Annotated in this window: 26 protein-coding genes; 17 read left to right on the plus strand and 9 right to left on the minus strand. The window is 37.8% G+C overall.

The window, feature by feature from the left end:
- Positions 1-65: 65 nt before the first annotated feature.
- From GTH24_RS15095 to GTH24_RS15175, 17 genes are all read left to right on the plus strand, one after another.
- Complete coding sequence (locus tag GTH24_RS15095) at positions 66-644, plus strand: toxin-antitoxin system HicB family antitoxin (RefSeq protein WP_072065072.1); 579 nt, start codon at positions 66-68, stop codon at positions 642-644.
- Entirely contained in the window at positions 641-1,096 is a 456-nt protein-coding gene (locus GTH24_RS15100; RefSeq protein WP_072065073.1) for a hypothetical protein, read from the plus strand. The genes GTH24_RS15095 and GTH24_RS15100 overlap by 4 nt, the downstream gene beginning before the upstream one ends.
- A gap of 210 nt (positions 1,097-1,306) precedes the next feature.
- Positions 1,307-1,513 (plus strand): hypothetical protein, encoded by a 207-nt coding sequence (locus GTH24_RS15105; protein ID WP_072065074.1) that lies wholly within the window; start codon positions 1,307-1,309, stop codon positions 1,511-1,513.
- Positions 1,514-1,515: 2 nt separating this feature from the next.
- Positions 1,516-1,725: a hypothetical protein gene (locus tag GTH24_RS15110; RefSeq protein WP_072065075.1), complete on the plus strand. Its 210-nt coding sequence runs from the start codon at positions 1,516-1,518 to the stop codon at positions 1,723-1,725.
- Positions 1,706-1,882, plus strand: a complete 177-nt coding sequence (locus GTH24_RS15115) for a hypothetical protein (protein ID WP_164526622.1) — start codon at positions 1,706-1,708, stop codon at positions 1,880-1,882. Before GTH24_RS15110 ends, GTH24_RS15115 begins: the two co-directional genes overlap by 20 nt.
- A complete protein-coding gene (locus tag GTH24_RS15120) occupies positions 1,872-2,273 on the plus strand; it encodes a hypothetical protein (protein ID WP_164526623.1) in 402 nt (133 codons plus the stop codon). The genes GTH24_RS15115 and GTH24_RS15120 overlap by 11 nt, the downstream gene beginning before the upstream one ends.
- Positions 2,273-2,572, plus strand: coding sequence for a hypothetical protein (locus GTH24_RS15125; protein WP_164526624.1), 300 nt, complete (start codon positions 2,273-2,275; stop codon positions 2,570-2,572). The genes GTH24_RS15120 and GTH24_RS15125 overlap by 1 nt, the downstream gene beginning before the upstream one ends.
- Complete coding sequence (locus GTH24_RS15130; RefSeq protein WP_164526625.1) at positions 2,569-2,991, plus strand: hypothetical protein; 423 nt, start codon at positions 2,569-2,571, stop codon at positions 2,989-2,991. Before GTH24_RS15125 ends, GTH24_RS15130 begins: the two co-directional genes overlap by 4 nt.
- Before the next feature lie 74 nt (positions 2,992-3,065).
- On the plus strand, positions 3,066-3,419 hold the full coding sequence (locus GTH24_RS15135) for a hypothetical protein (RefSeq protein WP_164526626.1): 354 nt from the start codon (positions 3,066-3,068) through the stop codon (positions 3,417-3,419).
- The gene (locus GTH24_RS15140) at positions 3,406-3,612 is read left to right on the plus strand and encodes a hypothetical protein (protein WP_052038446.1); all 207 of its coding nucleotides are present in this window, start codon (positions 3,406-3,408) and stop codon (positions 3,610-3,612) included. Before GTH24_RS15135 ends, GTH24_RS15140 begins: the two co-directional genes overlap by 14 nt.
- Positions 3,609-4,091, plus strand: a complete 483-nt coding sequence (locus GTH24_RS15145) for a hypothetical protein (protein WP_164526627.1) — start codon at positions 3,609-3,611, stop codon at positions 4,089-4,091. The genes GTH24_RS15140 and GTH24_RS15145 overlap by 4 nt, the downstream gene beginning before the upstream one ends.
- Before the next feature lie 45 nt (positions 4,092-4,136).
- Positions 4,137-4,802 (plus strand): hypothetical protein, encoded by a 666-nt coding sequence (locus tag GTH24_RS15150; protein WP_241253974.1) that lies wholly within the window; start codon positions 4,137-4,139, stop codon positions 4,800-4,802.
- Complete coding sequence (locus GTH24_RS15155) at positions 4,802-5,383, plus strand: hypothetical protein (protein ID WP_164526628.1); 582 nt, start codon at positions 4,802-4,804, stop codon at positions 5,381-5,383. Before GTH24_RS15150 ends, GTH24_RS15155 begins: the two co-directional genes overlap by 1 nt.
- Positions 5,384-5,395: 12 nt before the next feature.
- On the plus strand, positions 5,396-6,004 hold the full coding sequence (locus tag GTH24_RS15160; RefSeq protein ID WP_036934676.1) for a hypothetical protein: 609 nt from the start codon (positions 5,396-5,398) through the stop codon (positions 6,002-6,004).
- Positions 6,004-6,321, plus strand: a complete 318-nt coding sequence (locus GTH24_RS15165; RefSeq protein WP_164526629.1) for a hypothetical protein — start codon at positions 6,004-6,006, stop codon at positions 6,319-6,321. Before GTH24_RS15160 ends, GTH24_RS15165 begins: the two co-directional genes overlap by 1 nt.
- A complete protein-coding gene (locus GTH24_RS15170; protein WP_072070108.1) occupies positions 6,318-6,506 on the plus strand; it encodes a helix-turn-helix transcriptional regulator in 189 nt (62 codons plus the stop codon). Before GTH24_RS15165 ends, GTH24_RS15170 begins: the two co-directional genes overlap by 4 nt.
- A 310-nt stretch (positions 6,507-6,816) precedes the next feature.
- Positions 6,817-7,047 (plus strand): DNA polymerase III subunit theta, encoded by a 231-nt coding sequence (locus GTH24_RS15175; RefSeq protein WP_164526630.1) that lies wholly within the window; start codon positions 6,817-6,819, stop codon positions 7,045-7,047.
- Here the strand turns inward: GTH24_RS15175 and GTH24_RS15180 are convergent, their stop codons facing one another.
- The 9 genes from GTH24_RS15180 to GTH24_RS15220 are packed head-to-tail and all read right to left on the minus strand — an operon-like array spanning position 7,048 to position 13,711.
- On the minus strand, positions 7,048-7,467 hold the full coding sequence (locus GTH24_RS15180; protein WP_164526631.1) for a tail fiber assembly protein: 420 nt from the start codon (positions 7,465-7,467) through the stop codon (positions 7,048-7,050).
- Positions 7,468-7,469: 2 nt separating this feature from the next.
- Positions 7,470-8,996, minus strand: a complete 1,527-nt coding sequence (locus tag GTH24_RS15185; RefSeq protein WP_164525800.1) for a gp53-like domain-containing protein — start codon at positions 8,994-8,996, stop codon at positions 7,470-7,472.
- Positions 8,997-9,003: 7 nt separating this feature from the next.
- Complete coding sequence (locus tag GTH24_RS15190; protein ID WP_049206561.1) at positions 9,004-9,636, minus strand: DUF2612 domain-containing protein; 633 nt, start codon at positions 9,634-9,636, stop codon at positions 9,004-9,006.
- A complete protein-coding gene (locus GTH24_RS15195) occupies positions 9,636-10,826 on the minus strand; it encodes a baseplate J/gp47 family protein (RefSeq protein ID WP_164526632.1) in 1,191 nt (396 codons plus the stop codon). Before GTH24_RS15195 ends, GTH24_RS15190 begins: the two co-directional genes overlap by 1 nt.
- Positions 10,823-11,176, minus strand: a complete 354-nt coding sequence (locus GTH24_RS15200; protein WP_049206563.1) for a hypothetical protein — start codon at positions 11,174-11,176, stop codon at positions 10,823-10,825. Before GTH24_RS15200 ends, GTH24_RS15195 begins: the two co-directional genes overlap by 4 nt.
- Position 11,177: 1 nt before the next feature.
- Positions 11,178-11,870, minus strand: coding sequence for a Gp138 family membrane-puncturing spike protein (locus GTH24_RS15205; RefSeq protein ID WP_164526633.1), 693 nt, complete (start codon positions 11,868-11,870; stop codon positions 11,178-11,180).
- Positions 11,851-12,741: a baseplate hub protein gene (locus GTH24_RS15210; RefSeq protein ID WP_164526634.1), complete on the minus strand. Its 891-nt coding sequence runs from the start codon at positions 12,739-12,741 to the stop codon at positions 11,851-11,853. The genes GTH24_RS15205 and GTH24_RS15210 overlap by 20 nt, the downstream gene beginning before the upstream one ends.
- Entirely contained in the window at positions 12,728-13,003 is a 276-nt protein-coding gene (locus GTH24_RS15215; protein WP_129037583.1) for a hypothetical protein, read from the minus strand. Before GTH24_RS15215 ends, GTH24_RS15210 begins: the two co-directional genes overlap by 14 nt.
- Entirely contained in the window at positions 13,004-13,711 is a 708-nt protein-coding gene (locus tag GTH24_RS15220) for a phage baseplate protein (protein WP_164526635.1), read from the minus strand.
- Between the last annotated feature and the right edge of the window lie 27 nt (positions 13,712-13,738).

Below are 13,738 nucleotides of genomic sequence, written 5' to 3' on the forward strand. Positions count from 1 at the left end.
TACATAACAAATACGTTGCGTGTGCTTAATAAGTACAAGGATGAACTTGAGGAGATAGAGAAAAAATGAAAAACAATATTTTTGATCCAGAAAAGTACACTATTTCAATTAAAAAAATTCTGGATGACGGAGAAGAAGTCTATGTAGCAAGCGTTGCTGAGCTACCAGATATTCAAGAATATGCAGACTCTGCGGGTTTTGCTAGAGACATGGCTCTTGACTCCATAACTACTGCATATGAAATGTTCAAAGAAAATGGAATGGCATTCCCGCTACCAATCGACACAACTGAAACTGATAACGTAAGTGGTAGAGTGACACTTAGGTTACCAAAATCACTGCATGCAAAATGTATTAAAGCAGCAGAGAGTGATGGGGTTAGTTTAAATACCTATCTAACAACATGCGTAGTTCATTATTCTGCTCAAAATGAAATGATGAATAATATAAATACGCAGTTCGATGAAGTTAAGTATTGGATTAAAGCACAATCTAAACCAAACTTTCATACATATAGAAATACTAATAAAACTGGTAGCTACTGGTCTTCTTCGTGGAACTCTAAGCTTGTCAGTGATGGTGATTTATCTGAAAGAGATAGTGAGATTCAATTATCCACTAAGTATTCGGAGTGTTTTCAATGAGTTTTATTTCATCAATTATCCTTAGATCTGTAACTGTTACATCTAATAAAATGGACTTCACAAGACCTGAGATTGATGTCACAAAAGTAGCAGTTAAATTTAAGTTGCGTAATGAGCTAGAAGAAGATAAAGACTCCAAGAGCTGTAAGCTAACTTTTTCATCTGATGTTATTGGTAAATTAACTGATGGCGAGGGTGATGATCCTGATTTTGATTTGGTTGATAACGAGTTTAGTTTTTCACTTACAGTAGAGTATGAGTTTGAGATTAAAGATTATGAAAAATTCTCTTCGGTTGATGAGGATGAAAGAACTGAGGCTTGTGCAAATATAGTTTATTTAGACTTCCGAAGAAGAATGACTGTTGGTGCAAATAACATAGGTATAAGTAGTTTTAGATTACCCTTGTCTATAATGTCATTAAATAAATCAAAAGAAAAAGAAACTGAATAACACCATCCCAGCCCTCTCCGCGAGGGCTTTTTTATACCCCATCCCCTCTAAAGAAGTGATCTGCATTCCAATCTGAGATTTATTTGAAAATAAATTATCCGAAATATCAATAGCTTTTATACTAAAAATAATATTTAATACTTTAGGTATTGAAATGGAATAATACTTAAACTATTATCTGTAGTGTCAATTGAAAATAAAGGTGTAAATATGACCACTATACATTCTACCGCAATCCTTAATTTACCGAAACCTGACGTACATACAGGCGTAATATTACCTATGTTCTTGTTTCGTTTCTGGACTAAAACTGAGAATCCAGAGAAAAAAGAAGTTATGGCTACCAGTGCTGAACAAGCTAAAGAGTTACTCGGTAGCAATGTTGTTTTCTCTGCTCAATTTCCTTGCGAGGCTTAATTATGGCTCACGAACTCAACTTAGAATCTGTTGCAAAAAAAAGCTCTCAATTAAATGCACTGTTATTTCAACTAAATAATCTTCGAATTCCTGAAAGCCCTGATGTTGAAACTTTAATAGAACTAGCGCATGAATTATCTGGTGATGTTGTTAACTGGATTCTTGAAGAAAATGCTCAGAGAGATAATGATCATGGCAAAAGAAATAATTAATGTAGATAGCGGAAAAATGCTAGATACATTACATCGAGTAAAAGCATTCTTAATTTCAGCTCAGTTTCTTTCTCGTAATAGCGAAGAGCGAGCAATTCAACTTAGCTTATTATCTCAAGCAGAAGATGAAATCGATGAGGTTTTAAATGATGAATAACACTAAGTTAAAAGAATCCGCTTGTGATGAATTACTTTATGCAACTTCTATTTTAAATCTCATTATCAATGATAACGTAATACCTAGCGATAATATGTTTAATGCGATTGAATCAGCAGTAGCCAATATAGAAAGAGCTAAAGAAAGTGTATCGAATATTAATACTGATAAATCACCAAAGCCTATCGGTGAAATTAAAATCAGTGATAACTATACAATTGAAACGGCTGTCGGGTGCATTTTAAATACATTAGAAACTGCAATTAATTTAAAAGTCTCTGAAGAAAGCGGTCACATTAAAAATTACGATATTCAAATTACAAATTTAATCCAGTCAGCCAAATTAAATTTAGAAACTGTTTATGAAAAAGTAAGTTTCACGGAGGCTTAATGAATATTGATGACTTAGTTACTCTTCCTGATTTAAGTAAATTAACAGAAGGTGAACTGGGTAACTTAAGAGGTAATTTAGATTTAGCTATCGATTCACTTGTTACAGGAATGAATATATTCGGTGAGTTTATGTTTTGGGCTGATGCTAATGAAAATTATCCCGATGGTAAAGATCATCTTAGTGACGTGGGATTATTTTTAAGCCAAGTGTCATTATTGATATCAATATTAAATGACAAACTTGGTGGAATTGAATACGAAATATCAAATCGAAAAATAAAAGGAACACGAGAATGAATAACCAACACGAAGCTATTGAGAAAGCAACTGATAATCAAATTACTATTGCTATGCGCCCTGTTTATATTATTACAGGTGCTAATCGGGCTTACTTAAGTGAGCGTTCAGCATTAAATAAGCTAGCAAACATTCTCACTGAGCGTGAATTTCACAAAGAAGGCATTGAGACTAACTATGAAGGTGAACAATGCGAACTTGAAAATGGCACAGTCGCTTTCAAGCGTGGCGAACCTACCGAACACTTTATGGATCGCAAAGAAGCCAAACTAACTGAGCTCCAAGAACGATTAAAGCAAGAGCGTAATATTGAACAATTACAAAAAGAATATGCTAAAGCTGTCGCTAAATATGATGATGCAGAAAAAGAAGCTGATAGACTATATTACGAATTAAATAATGCTTTAAACAATAAATAAATCATCCACTAAATAAAAATTAATTATAGCGTTCATGCTAGGGATTGCTGCGCTCTAAATCAGGAGTAAGCAACATGGATAAAGTTAATTTACTTGAAGTAAGAAGAAAGCGTTTTATCAACTCAGTGCTTATTTACATTAAACAAAATGGAAAGAAAGCTGAGTTTAAATCAAAGGTAAATAATAAAACCGTCATTACAGAAATTAGCTTTGAAAATTTAAATAACTTCTTCCGTGATATCTATGAAGAAAAAGATTGCCGTCAACGTTGTAAGTGGAGTGATAAAGATATCTATAACACCTATGAACGTTTATATAAATCTAACGGCTCTATTTCTGAAATGGGCAAATTCATGATTGATTATATTGTTGAATATTTACCGCCTTACTTAAATGGAGAGGAATATAAATATCATGACGTATTCTGAATTCATGAAAAAAGGCAAGCAGTTAGAGGGAAAAGGATTTTATAGACGCGCACTAGAGCAATATAACCAAGCTTTTATTATCGCAGATCCACCAGCTAAAGGCGCAATGAGTTATCAACAAAAAATAAGTAATCAATCATCTAAGCGTTGTTTAGATAAAGCAAAAATTAAAATACCGGGTGGTATGTTGTGAATAGTAAAAAAATGACAGCAGATGAAATCATCGAATATTTAAAAGAAAAAGGTTTCCCAGCCTCTTTATTAGATAAAGAAGCTATGAAGTCAAATCGTAAATTAACACCAGAAGAACAAGAGATATTTGTTAAGCACATTGTAGATAATTTAAGAACAATTGTAGCAAATAAATACTTAACCTCTTGCCTAGTACGATTTGGACCAGGGATCACCAGCACCTATGCATTTCGTCATGAGAATCACGTTATTGCAATTGATGAAAAAATTATTGAAACGCTCCTGATTCATCAAATTGAAAATATGATCTTAGAGAAGCGTCCTAATGATGGCTACTCGGCTATATGGAAGTTCTATACCAGTAATGACCAACATGAAAAAGATACTGGTGAAAAATGGATGCAGAACTTCATTGATGAAGTATTTATCAAAGGCACTCAGTTTTTAAGCACTACTGTCTCAAATAATCTAATTCATTAAGGGAAATATATGAATAATTTAATTGGAACACAAAAAGATATTGTTATGTCTAGTTTAGACTTTCTCAACAACATCATAAACCCAGCCAGAATCGAATGCGGTGAACCAGAAGTAAAAAACACACACTTCATTAAACGTATAGAAGATGAGTTGGACGATTTACCAGCGGTAAAAAGTTTTTACCGCTACGGAAATGAAGTGAAAACTTATGATTTGAACATGGATCAGTTAATGCTAGTTGGCATGCGAGAATCAAAAGCGGTTAGGCGCTCGGTACTGGCAACATTAAAGTCGCTTAGTCAACCAAAACCAAAATCACAGGCAGAAATTATTGCTGCTATGGCGCTGGCTAACTTAGAAAGCGAACGCCGTATATCTCATGTAGAGCAAAAAGTTGAACAAGTGAATGAAGTCGTTGAGCAAATAAAACAAGGAACGATCCCTGTAGGTTGGATTGGGTACTCTCTGGCGAGAACTAAATCAGGTATGACGGTGGATAAATGCAAAACACTCACCAAACAGTTCAATGTTCGCAAAAATAAAATAACTATTCTTACGCCCGAAGGTATGCCTAGGCCTATGGCCATTATTCATGAAGCTGATTTTATATCTGCATTCAAGGCAATGATGAGTGAAGCCGAAAAACGTGGCACTCGCTGGCATCATCCTAAAATGGGATTGTTTCAGGCAATTGGCTGGGAGGGTAAATAATGGCTTATTTTACTGATACTAGTAATGGCGTTATTTCTGATGATGGTGCTTTAATATCTTACTCTGAAGCTGTAACAGCCCTTGAATCAGGTCAATACGATAAAGAGTTATTGAAAGGTTTATATTTAGCCGCTGCATTAATGGGTAAGTTAGCTGATGAACCTGAAACATTAACACCTGAACAGAGAATTTCTGTCTGGCGCTGGGTGGTAGCAACTTGCTTTATTCGTGAACTACAAGAAAAGAATGGCACCACTGAAATTCGTAATGAAGAAGGCGGTGTTGATCTTGCCACTAGTTACAGTAACGGAGAAAACGCTTTAACCATTTACCCAGCTTCTTTGCGCCTTTGTCTTGCAAGCCATTTTGAAAGCATTCTTATCGAAGAGTTAGGGGGTATCTATAAAGATTATTGTCCTGACTTCATCATAAAAGCCTATATCGGCTTTCTGGACATCTCCCTTGAACATGGTCCTCGCCTATCAGAAAAAGGACGTGAAGGGCTCTGTATTCTTCATGATGATTATATTCGCAAGTTAGAAGCTAATAACGGATTTCTAGCTATGCCAACTATGCACTAAGGACGGTAAAAAATGACAACTAAATTACCTTACATCGAGACAAGCCAATTAAGAGCTGCACTTACATTATTAAAAATGAGTGATGATGTTCGTCTTGTTACTAACTGTGTACATATCAACGCTGAACATATCGAAGTGTCTAATGGGCATGTAGTATTACGCATGAAACACAACTCTGAATTCAGTGATGATATTGTTATTCAATTTGATGAAGCAATTCCTAGCGATGCTGAATATACACATATTAAATCATATGACGATGGTTCTTATGTCGCTATTCATTATAAGCAAGAGAAGGATGAAAATTTCTATCCCTACTATAAAACAAAACTCACTTTAATCAAAGATAAGTACCCGTCATTTAATCGTCTTTTTGAGCAGGAATTTATTAAAGGTGAAGCACCTTTATTGCAGTCCATGTATTTAGCCTTGCCTTATCTACTATTTGGCCGTGTTATTACGGGAATGCTGAAAACAAAAGATAGCAAAAGTGTGCTTTTCGATTTTTCACTTCTGACAAAAAAATCATTTGGTGATCCTAAATTACTTGTATTAGCAGTGGCTGATAATGCTTTTGATATTGCTGATAAAGTTTACAGCTTAATTAAGGATGATGATTAATGACAACTTTAGATTTCAATCTCGTTAGTGTCATCAAAAATGCAGGTAGTGATCCCGGTGATATAACTGATGCAGTCTGGAAAGCCGGTTATCGTAAAACAGATTTTACCACTGAGCAGAACATTGATATTGCAGTAAGCATGACGGGTGATTCTATTTGTTTAAAATTACCCCATGACACCTTACCTAAGACTTTAGATGACATCAGTAAATATCATTTAAACGATATCATTTTTGATGCCCATTGGGATAACCCACCAGCGACTATCGCACAGTGCATTATGGAGAACGGGTATAGGGAAGGAAATAAAAAATGACAACTGTGACTCGATACATTAAGTGGAAGGAAATGATCCAGTTAACTGGCAAAAGCAAACCTACAATTTGGAGAATGTACGCAAAACGAAATGAGTTTCCCAGACCAGAAAGAACAAAAGGTGGTACGTTTTTAGGCTGGCCAGAACATGTCTATGAAGAGTGGGTTAGAAGTGAAAAACTGTAATGCTAACTTGACCCGTTACTTGACCCGCATCTCTTGCGGGTTTCTTTTTAAAATCTTGTAACTCATTGATTTTAAATGGTACGCCCTACAGGATTCGAACCTGTGACCTACGGCTTAGAAGAACGTAGAGCATCATTTAACATCATGAAATAACTAGATTTATCCTTGTTCGCATTTAGTTTTGTGTCGTTACGTGTCGTTAATAACCTTATAATGTCGTTGATGTGTCGTTATGTACGACACAAAAATGACACACTCCAAAATTATCCCACCCTGCTATACTCTCCAAAAACTACCAACCGGATCTACCATGAACCTCGCAAACCTAACTCAAGAAGAAAAAGACAAAATCAATGTCGATTTAGCGGCTTCAGGTGTCGCATATAAAGAACGTCTCAATATGCCAGTTGTTGCCTCGGAAATAGAGCGACAACAACCAGCACATTTGAGAGCGTACTTTAATGAGCGATTAGCGTTTTATCGTGATAGAAGTAAGAAGTTGCCTGATGGGAATTCAGCGCAATATTTGAAAACAGAGTGATTACTCAGGTTTTTGTGGCCATTCAATATCGGGAGTTAATGATATGTCAACTTTTGTTAACGCATATCTGTAACGTTGCCATTCATCTAATCGTTTAATATCCTCTTTTTCAATATACCCGCCATTTTTAGCATCAGACATCGGATCGATAACGCTAGTCGCTTCACTAATTAGCGATGCTTTTTTTCTCTCTTCCACTATGACCATTTCATCTTTTGTTAATGGCGGCTTTTCTCCCCATGCTGGCAATCCATTAGCTGCTATTCTAATTTTATTGTCAGGTGGATTTTTAGAGAATTCCTCATAAACACTGTCATCAACTAATACTGCATCGTTTGGGAATGTGCCAGCAATTATGTAATCATCCTTCATTGATTCAGGATAAAATGCATTTTCTATTGCGCTATAAAAATAACTCATTATTAATATCCTATGGCTAAGAAATTTGACTCTGCGCCAGACCAGGAGGCGTTAGCTGTGTGGTTTATTTGAAGGAAAGTAGAGCTTGATTTTATTACACAACCAACACCGCCACCCCAGTCATTTCCAATGTAAGATCCAAACATAATTAAACATTTGTTGGGAAATTTAATGGGGAAGTTTCTGGTGTCTGTTTCTGATGTTGAGCCAGCCACTTTCCCCCACTGATAAATTAATCCTGTATCTCCACATTTCCACCAACCTGACTCGGCTTTATTTGCTGTATTTTTTAACCCGTATTTATCATCTGACGCTAATTTTGAGTACACATCAGATTTAAGTGGGTACCGATTATCGCTTTCAGATTTTGTGTAGCTCTCCCCTTTTAATGCGTAATTACCAGCTGGTTGGTAGTTTCCTTTGGGTTGATATAAGCCGTCACTGACCGATTTAGTGTAACTATCTCCAACTAATGCAGAAACTCCATCTTTATCTTGAAATGTAACCCTTCTCCATGAATCCCCATAATTAAATACGATTTCTGGCTTGGTTTCCGAGTTTAATCCTATTGATATGTCTCCGCTTGTAGATATTATTTCCTTTTTTAAGATTATAGAGCCATTAAAGCGCTGCGCGTCTGCCGACGATTTATCAGCATAATCTCCTATCTTTTGGTACTTATTATCAGATTCTAATTTAGTATATGACGCTCCAGCTAATGCATAATTTCCCGCAGGAGCATAATTCCCTTTCGGCTGAAAAATACGATCGCTTTCGATTTTTGTATAACAATCACCCTGCAATGCCATCGTCCCATTTTTTCCTGGCAGCCTGACTTGCGTTGTCCATTTACCATTTATGTATGCAGAGATAAATGGGTCTCCGTCATTTATATATAGCCCAACGCTATCACCGCTATTGGATTGTGCATTAATGCTGTCTGTTGCACTTACTGTCCCCGAAAACACCTGCGACCCAATTGATGACTTGTCAGCGTAATTTCCTTTGGGCTGAAATGCATCAGTAGACGCCTTCTGGCTCATTACGCTTGTTGTTGATGTGCCTGTGGATTGGACTATTGCAGATGATTCTAGTTTTTTTGATAGTTGATCAAGTAAGTCATCAGTCATTACCAGTTTCCAAGATGTTTTTATTTGTTCTTGGCTTGCAGTGTTGAAGTTGACTTTATTGTTATCAATCAAACTCTGGTAGTATTTTTTCTCATCTTCTGATTGAAGAATTGCCCCTTTTGGGTAGCCATTAATAGCTGTTGCATAATCAGTAGAGAATTTAAAGACACCACCCTTTGAGATATGAACGATGGTTTCACACATCTGGTTTAGGATACCGTTAAAGTCTTGCCCTTTAGGTGGCAAGCCACCTGCACTAACTGGCAGCATGGTTATCTGACCAAACCCCTGATCCCATGTCGCTTGGTTGCTTTCCATGCTAGTTTCGTATTTTTCAGGGATGACGTTTTTCTGCCCGTTCTGTGCGAAAGGCTTAGATATTAATTTTGGATTTTTCATTTCTTACCTATTTAGTGAAAGGCGCTTGGTTGAATGGCTGGAATCCACTGCCGTAGAATCCAAAATATTCATTTGTAGGAAGCTCATTTACTCCGACATCAACACCTGATGGTCGAGGTAAAATATTGTGATGAAATATTAAGTTTTTTTCGAATTCTGATAACCGGTACTCAAATACATATCTTGCCTGCATGTGACCAGTGATCAGGTAATAGGCTTTTCCTCTTGGAAATGAGGCTTTAAGAAAAGCGTTAATGTTTGGTGCTGTTGCATAAAGGATGTTTGAATAGGCTTTTATGATGATAACTTCACGATAAGTGTCATCAGACATTTCATAAGTTACATCACCAGGATTACCTCCGAAAAAAGGCGCTTGTCCAAATGGGCTAAATTTTTCTGTTCCCTCAAAACCAAAGTAATTATCGTCAGGATCTGGAATTGAAAGCCCTCTACCAATACCAACTATTCTCCCCCATATATCCAGACCAAACCCAACAGCAGAATGTAAGTTGACCGCCATGTTGTAGAATTCCTCTACATGACTACGTGGGTCGATGGATTGATTTGCTGATTTTAGTATTGCGAGGATATTGGGGGAGTTTGCATATTGGCTGAGTAATGTTTCTCTAATATCAATCATTACTCTATCCTTATGTCATCTACCGATAACACTGGAAACTCATCTATCCCAAAATCAATGTAACTAGCCAAAGCAGAGCCTTTTCTGCCAACCTGAATATTGATTAATCGTGAGGTTGTTACTTGAGCCACACCACATACATAATCACTTGCAATTAATCTCTTTCCGATCTGCCCTTTCCCTCTACCGGTTGTGAACTCTTCGGTAATAGCTTTTATGATGGCTTGTTTTGCTTGGTGAGTTAATTGAGTCTTATCTTCAACAGTAATCGTGAATGTAACAGCAATATCCGTTGGTCGAATAAACTTCACTGTGTACTTAGGTGGCATGTAAGGAAAGCTTTCTTTATCTTCATAAGTAACTGTTATGTTACCTACGAAAGAGCACCCAGTGCCAGCTTTCGTTAATATTTGCTGTGCAATTTCTTCGTTATCTCCGCCTACCACTGAAACAGCGATTGAGTTTCTGATTAAAGAGTATTTTGTTTTACCCACCTGAATAGTTGCATCTGATGGGTTATCAACAACATAGCAATCAATAACGCCTTTCAGATTAGCTACTGCGCCATAAGTTGCTGAATTGGTATTCTTAGCGTTCTTTGCGACAGATTCAGATCTGCGATATTCGAACTCTTGTCTACTTTCAACATTTCTACCCGGTATTCCTGCGGTTCTGTTTGATACAGAATCCAGTCCACTAATGCTTTTAGTTAGTCGATTAATAACGCCTACTGGTGCATCGATAGCACCTGAGGTTAAGCAGTTGGCTTTGACTACTGCAACGCCTGATTCATTAATGACAACCTCTTCAGATGTTGACCAGAATAACCCTCTATCATCACTTACCTGATAATTTTCAGGTATCACAACACCACTCAATCCGTTAAAAGTTAACTCAGCCACAGAAGGTGTCGCTTGTTTTCGTTGCATAAAGTAGATGTAACCTAGAGCGTCCTGCATTTGACCTGATGCATATCGTGGGTCAAAGCTGTTTAATAGGTTAATCATAAAGTTTCGTTCATCAGTAATAACGGCTGATAACGTGGTGACTAACTGGCCCTGTGGTGTATCCATCGATGTATTGATGTTCTCACCAAAACACCCCTTCATTAACTGCCATAATCCATCTATCACTTCCTGAGTGGTTGGTGCGACGATACCTTGAGGAAGTATTTGTACCGGTGGGATCATAATGAAATACTCCCTTTATTTCCTTTGTTGTCAGTGAATAAAATCCTACCTCTAACCACTCTGTCATTTGCCGTTGATAATTCAGCAGTAGCCGTAACGACATTAGGAACAGAAAGCGCAGCCTCTTCTAAATTCTGCCGGTATAGAGAAAGTGAGTAGCGATTCTTACCTAAAATATCCTCCAAATAAGGAATGCCCTCATTTTGTGAGTAATAAAGGTCTTTCATAAATACTCGGCACTTATTAGCAACTGATTGAGCCGTCTCATACTGTTCAGAGGCAATAGCGAGGTTTCCCGATACATCAAGGGTCAGATCCCATGTATCAGGTAGTAGAAATAATGTTTTCATTTTATACCTGCTGGTTTGGTTGGTTCGTATCAGAACCTTGACCGTTTTCTCTATGGGTATGACCGTTGTAAGTGGTTCGCATAGAGGCCATTGTTTGAGTGTTTCCCTGACCAGTATTGTCAGTAATATGGCTTGCTGAGTGTAATGTTGAGGTGGTTTCTACTGGAGCATCTAAAACCACCTTAGTTCCTTTCATTTTAATAACGCCAGTCGATACAACATCTATTCCACTTTCTAGGAAATGGATAAATTGTGTAGGCGATCCATTAAGGATCCCCCCAATATACAAACTATCAGCCCAGTCATACCGACGCTTACTGTCTGGCGCTGCCTCACCCTTTGTACGCTTAACTTTTGAGATATCACGAGAACAAACAAGACAAATACCCAAATCACCGACTTTAGGGTCGATAATTACCGCGTTAGAGCCTCCCTGATAACGAAAGTAAGGTACGTTATGGATAACTGCGTTTTTGTAAGTATTCCCCGCTCCATCAACTTGAAGTACCATAGGCATAATATCTAACAATCCAACCGCGTCAGTTCCGCTTGGTTTAATCGCCACAACCTTGCAGACAGTGGTAGTCGCTACACGCCCAATTAATGAGTTAATAATCATCTCTTGAGTGCCAATACCACCCGCCATATCTTTAGGGCCATAGAGTGAAGCTGTCTCATTTTTTGATTGCGACATTCTTACTATCCTCTAGGTTCTGTGCTGATATTTCCATATGCCACCTTGCCGACTCTTGCTCGGTTTCTAAAATGGAACGTGAGCCATAAATCAACCAATCGCCATTACAACGCTCAACGGTGCTATTTTTTATTCTCGCAATGCCACCAAAGCGAATTAGAGGGTCAAAGAAACACTTAAAATCGACACCAATCATGGTCGGAGTGGGGTAGCCAATTAACCCTGTTTCAGGAGAGATGACAGGGATTTTAATTTTCCTTGGTTGTCCTTTTGGGGTTATGGCCACAAGATTATTTTCAAGATAAAGGTCAAGATCAGCATCATCAGCCAGCTTTCTGATTTTCTTCATATCGGTATCACAAAGATAAACATCATTGAGCTTTGCATTCACATCGTTACTTTCTAACGTATAGCCAACCCTTTCGCATATCTGCCCCATAATATTGACAACGTCCTGATAGCCTTTGTAACTCTCAGCATCAACAGGAGCCATGCTTTCAAGCACTGCTGTTTGTGATTCAATAATTAGAGCAACATTAGGCGCGTCACCAAAATCAGGGTAGGCAAATGTAATACCACCTTTAAATACAGGCACTAGATCACTATCCTGATCCCCTGCCTCTATCGCTATCGTGTCTCTTAGTCCGTTTAACGAATTGAATTTAATGCGAAGTAACTTATCCGCTGTCTCAATCGGCAAGCCGTAAATCTTCACTCTGGCACTAGGTGCAGGAGAGCCATTGCCATAGTTAATTTCAGCGATCGCCCTCAATCCAATGGCAGACAGGCTATTCTTATTCTCAGTGGAGAATGATTGATTCTCACCCGACAGCGTTAATGTTATACGCAAAACTTTTCTATTGAATGCCATCGTTCCACACCAATTTATAACGTGAGCCTAACTCTGAATACACTGGATCTGTATTCCCCTCGATATCGACAAATATCAGCCATTGGCAAATGTAAGTAAGGTTTCGGCAAATACGATTACACACCAGATATTCACCATCTCGTTTTACCGTGGCAAATAAGTTTTCAAGTCGGGTTTCTAACGTGAGTTCGTAAAGTGTGTTATTGATAGTGAATGATGTTGACTGGTTTGGTGTGGGTGATAGTTTTATTTCAAATAACATTTAACCTCCAGATACTTGCCCTTGTGCAAATTTCATTATTTCATCGAATGATTTTAGAAAGCCATCACCTGCACTTTTTAGAAATTCAGCCCCCTGATATAAATAACTATCTCCACTATTCCAATCAAAGTTAAACCCCTGAGATTCCACCTTTTGAGTCTGATCACCGGTATCTTTCACCTTTGAATCATCTGGCTTGGTGACCTCTTCCTCTGCGTAGCTAACCGTAACCTCTCGAATTTCTTCAAGATGTACGTTTACTTTGATAAGTGTTGCGCCGTCTTTAGCCTCTCGCGCTAGGTCATACCCCACTATATTTGCAAACTTGTAGACAAACTCAGGCGTGATAACGATAAATCGCAATGTACTTTTAGATAGAATTTCAAGTTGAGCCAAGAAAGCGCCGCGCTCTAAAGCACCACCGCTACCTTTACTCATTTGTACTGTTGCTTTCCACGGATCGCTTATTTTGTTGTAGCTGGCAAATGTGCCTCTTTCGATAGGCGCATTTACAACACGGCTTTTATTTTCATACTGGAGTGATATCACGTTATCAGCGAGTAATAACGGAACACCGTATTCATTGAATATTCCCCAGTAGTTACCGAACAGGGATTTAATTAACGCAGCACCGCCAAGGCTAATACCTGCATCTAATCCAGCGTTAGGCAATCCCTTCCAGTTTGGTATATCTGGCATTCCGAACATTGTTATCTCCAACGTGAAAAACCTCAG

Origin of the sequence: Proteus vulgaris, assembly GCF_011045815.1 — a bacterium.
Lineage (GTDB): Bacteria > Pseudomonadota > Gammaproteobacteria > Enterobacterales > Enterobacteriaceae > Proteus > Proteus vulgaris_B.

Bases quoted from the DNA above. Each gene is read 5' to 3' on its own strand.
- GTH24_RS15095 (WP_072065072.1), top strand. From the start codon at position 66: ATGAAAAACAATATTTTTGATCCAGAAAAGTACACTATTTCAATTAAA.
- GTH24_RS15100 (WP_072065073.1), top strand. From the start codon at position 641: ATGAGTTTTATTTCATCAATTATCCTTAGATCTGTAACTGTTACATCT.
- GTH24_RS15105 (WP_072065074.1), top strand. From the start codon at position 1,307: ATGACCACTATACATTCTACCGCAATCCTTAATTTACCGAAACCTGAC.
- GTH24_RS15110 (WP_072065075.1), top strand. From the start codon at position 1,516: ATGGCTCACGAACTCAACTTAGAATCTGTTGCAAAAAAAAGCTCTCAA.
- GTH24_RS15115 (WP_164526622.1), top strand. From the start codon at position 1,706: ATGGCAAAAGAAATAATTAATGTAGATAGCGGAAAAATGCTAGATACA.
- GTH24_RS15120 (WP_164526623.1), top strand. From the start codon at position 1,872: ATGATGAATAACACTAAGTTAAAAGAATCCGCTTGTGATGAATTACTT.
- GTH24_RS15125 (WP_164526624.1), top strand. From the start codon at position 2,273: ATGAATATTGATGACTTAGTTACTCTTCCTGATTTAAGTAAATTAACA.
- GTH24_RS15130 (WP_164526625.1), top strand. From the start codon at position 2,569: ATGAATAACCAACACGAAGCTATTGAGAAAGCAACTGATAATCAAATT.
- GTH24_RS15135 (WP_164526626.1), top strand. From the start codon at position 3,066: ATGGATAAAGTTAATTTACTTGAAGTAAGAAGAAAGCGTTTTATCAAC.
- GTH24_RS15140 (WP_052038446.1), top strand. From the start codon at position 3,406: ATGACGTATTCTGAATTCATGAAAAAAGGCAAGCAGTTAGAGGGAAAA.
- GTH24_RS15150 (WP_241253974.1), top strand. From the start codon at position 4,137: ATGTCTAGTTTAGACTTTCTCAACAACATCATAAACCCAGCCAGAATC.
- GTH24_RS15155 (WP_164526628.1), top strand. From the start codon at position 4,802: ATGGCTTATTTTACTGATACTAGTAATGGCGTTATTTCTGATGATGGT.
- GTH24_RS15160 (WP_036934676.1), top strand. From the start codon at position 5,396: ATGACAACTAAATTACCTTACATCGAGACAAGCCAATTAAGAGCTGCA.
- GTH24_RS15165 (WP_164526629.1), top strand. From the start codon at position 6,004: ATGACAACTTTAGATTTCAATCTCGTTAGTGTCATCAAAAATGCAGGT.
- GTH24_RS15170 (WP_072070108.1), top strand. From the start codon at position 6,318: ATGACAACTGTGACTCGATACATTAAGTGGAAGGAAATGATCCAGTTA.
- GTH24_RS15175 (WP_164526630.1), top strand. From the start codon at position 6,817: ATGAACCTCGCAAACCTAACTCAAGAAGAAAAAGACAAAATCAATGTC.
- GTH24_RS15180 (WP_164526631.1), bottom strand. From the start codon at position 7,467: ATGAGTTATTTTTATAGCGCAATAGAAAATGCATTTTATCCTGAATCA.
- GTH24_RS15185 (WP_164525800.1), bottom strand. From the start codon at position 8,996: ATGAAAAATCCAAAATTAATATCTAAGCCTTTCGCACAGAACGGGCAG.
- GTH24_RS15190 (WP_049206561.1), bottom strand. From the start codon at position 9,636: ATGATTGATATTAGAGAAACATTACTCAGCCAATATGCAAACTCCCCC.
- GTH24_RS15195 (WP_164526632.1), bottom strand. From the start codon at position 10,826: ATGATCCCACCGGTACAAATACTTCCTCAAGGTATCGTCGCACCAACC.
- GTH24_RS15200 (WP_049206563.1), bottom strand. From the start codon at position 11,176: ATGAAAACATTATTTCTACTACCTGATACATGGGATCTGACCCTTGAT.
- GTH24_RS15205 (WP_164526633.1), bottom strand. From the start codon at position 11,870: ATGTCGCAATCAAAAAATGAGACAGCTTCACTCTATGGCCCTAAAGAT.
- GTH24_RS15210 (WP_164526634.1), bottom strand. From the start codon at position 12,741: ATGGCATTCAATAGAAAAGTTTTGCGTATAACATTAACGCTGTCGGGT.
- GTH24_RS15215 (WP_129037583.1), bottom strand. From the start codon at position 13,003: ATGTTATTTGAAATAAAACTATCACCCACACCAAACCAGTCAACATCA.
- GTH24_RS15220 (WP_164526635.1), bottom strand. From the start codon at position 13,711: ATGTTCGGAATGCCAGATATACCAAACTGGAAGGGATTGCCTAACGCT.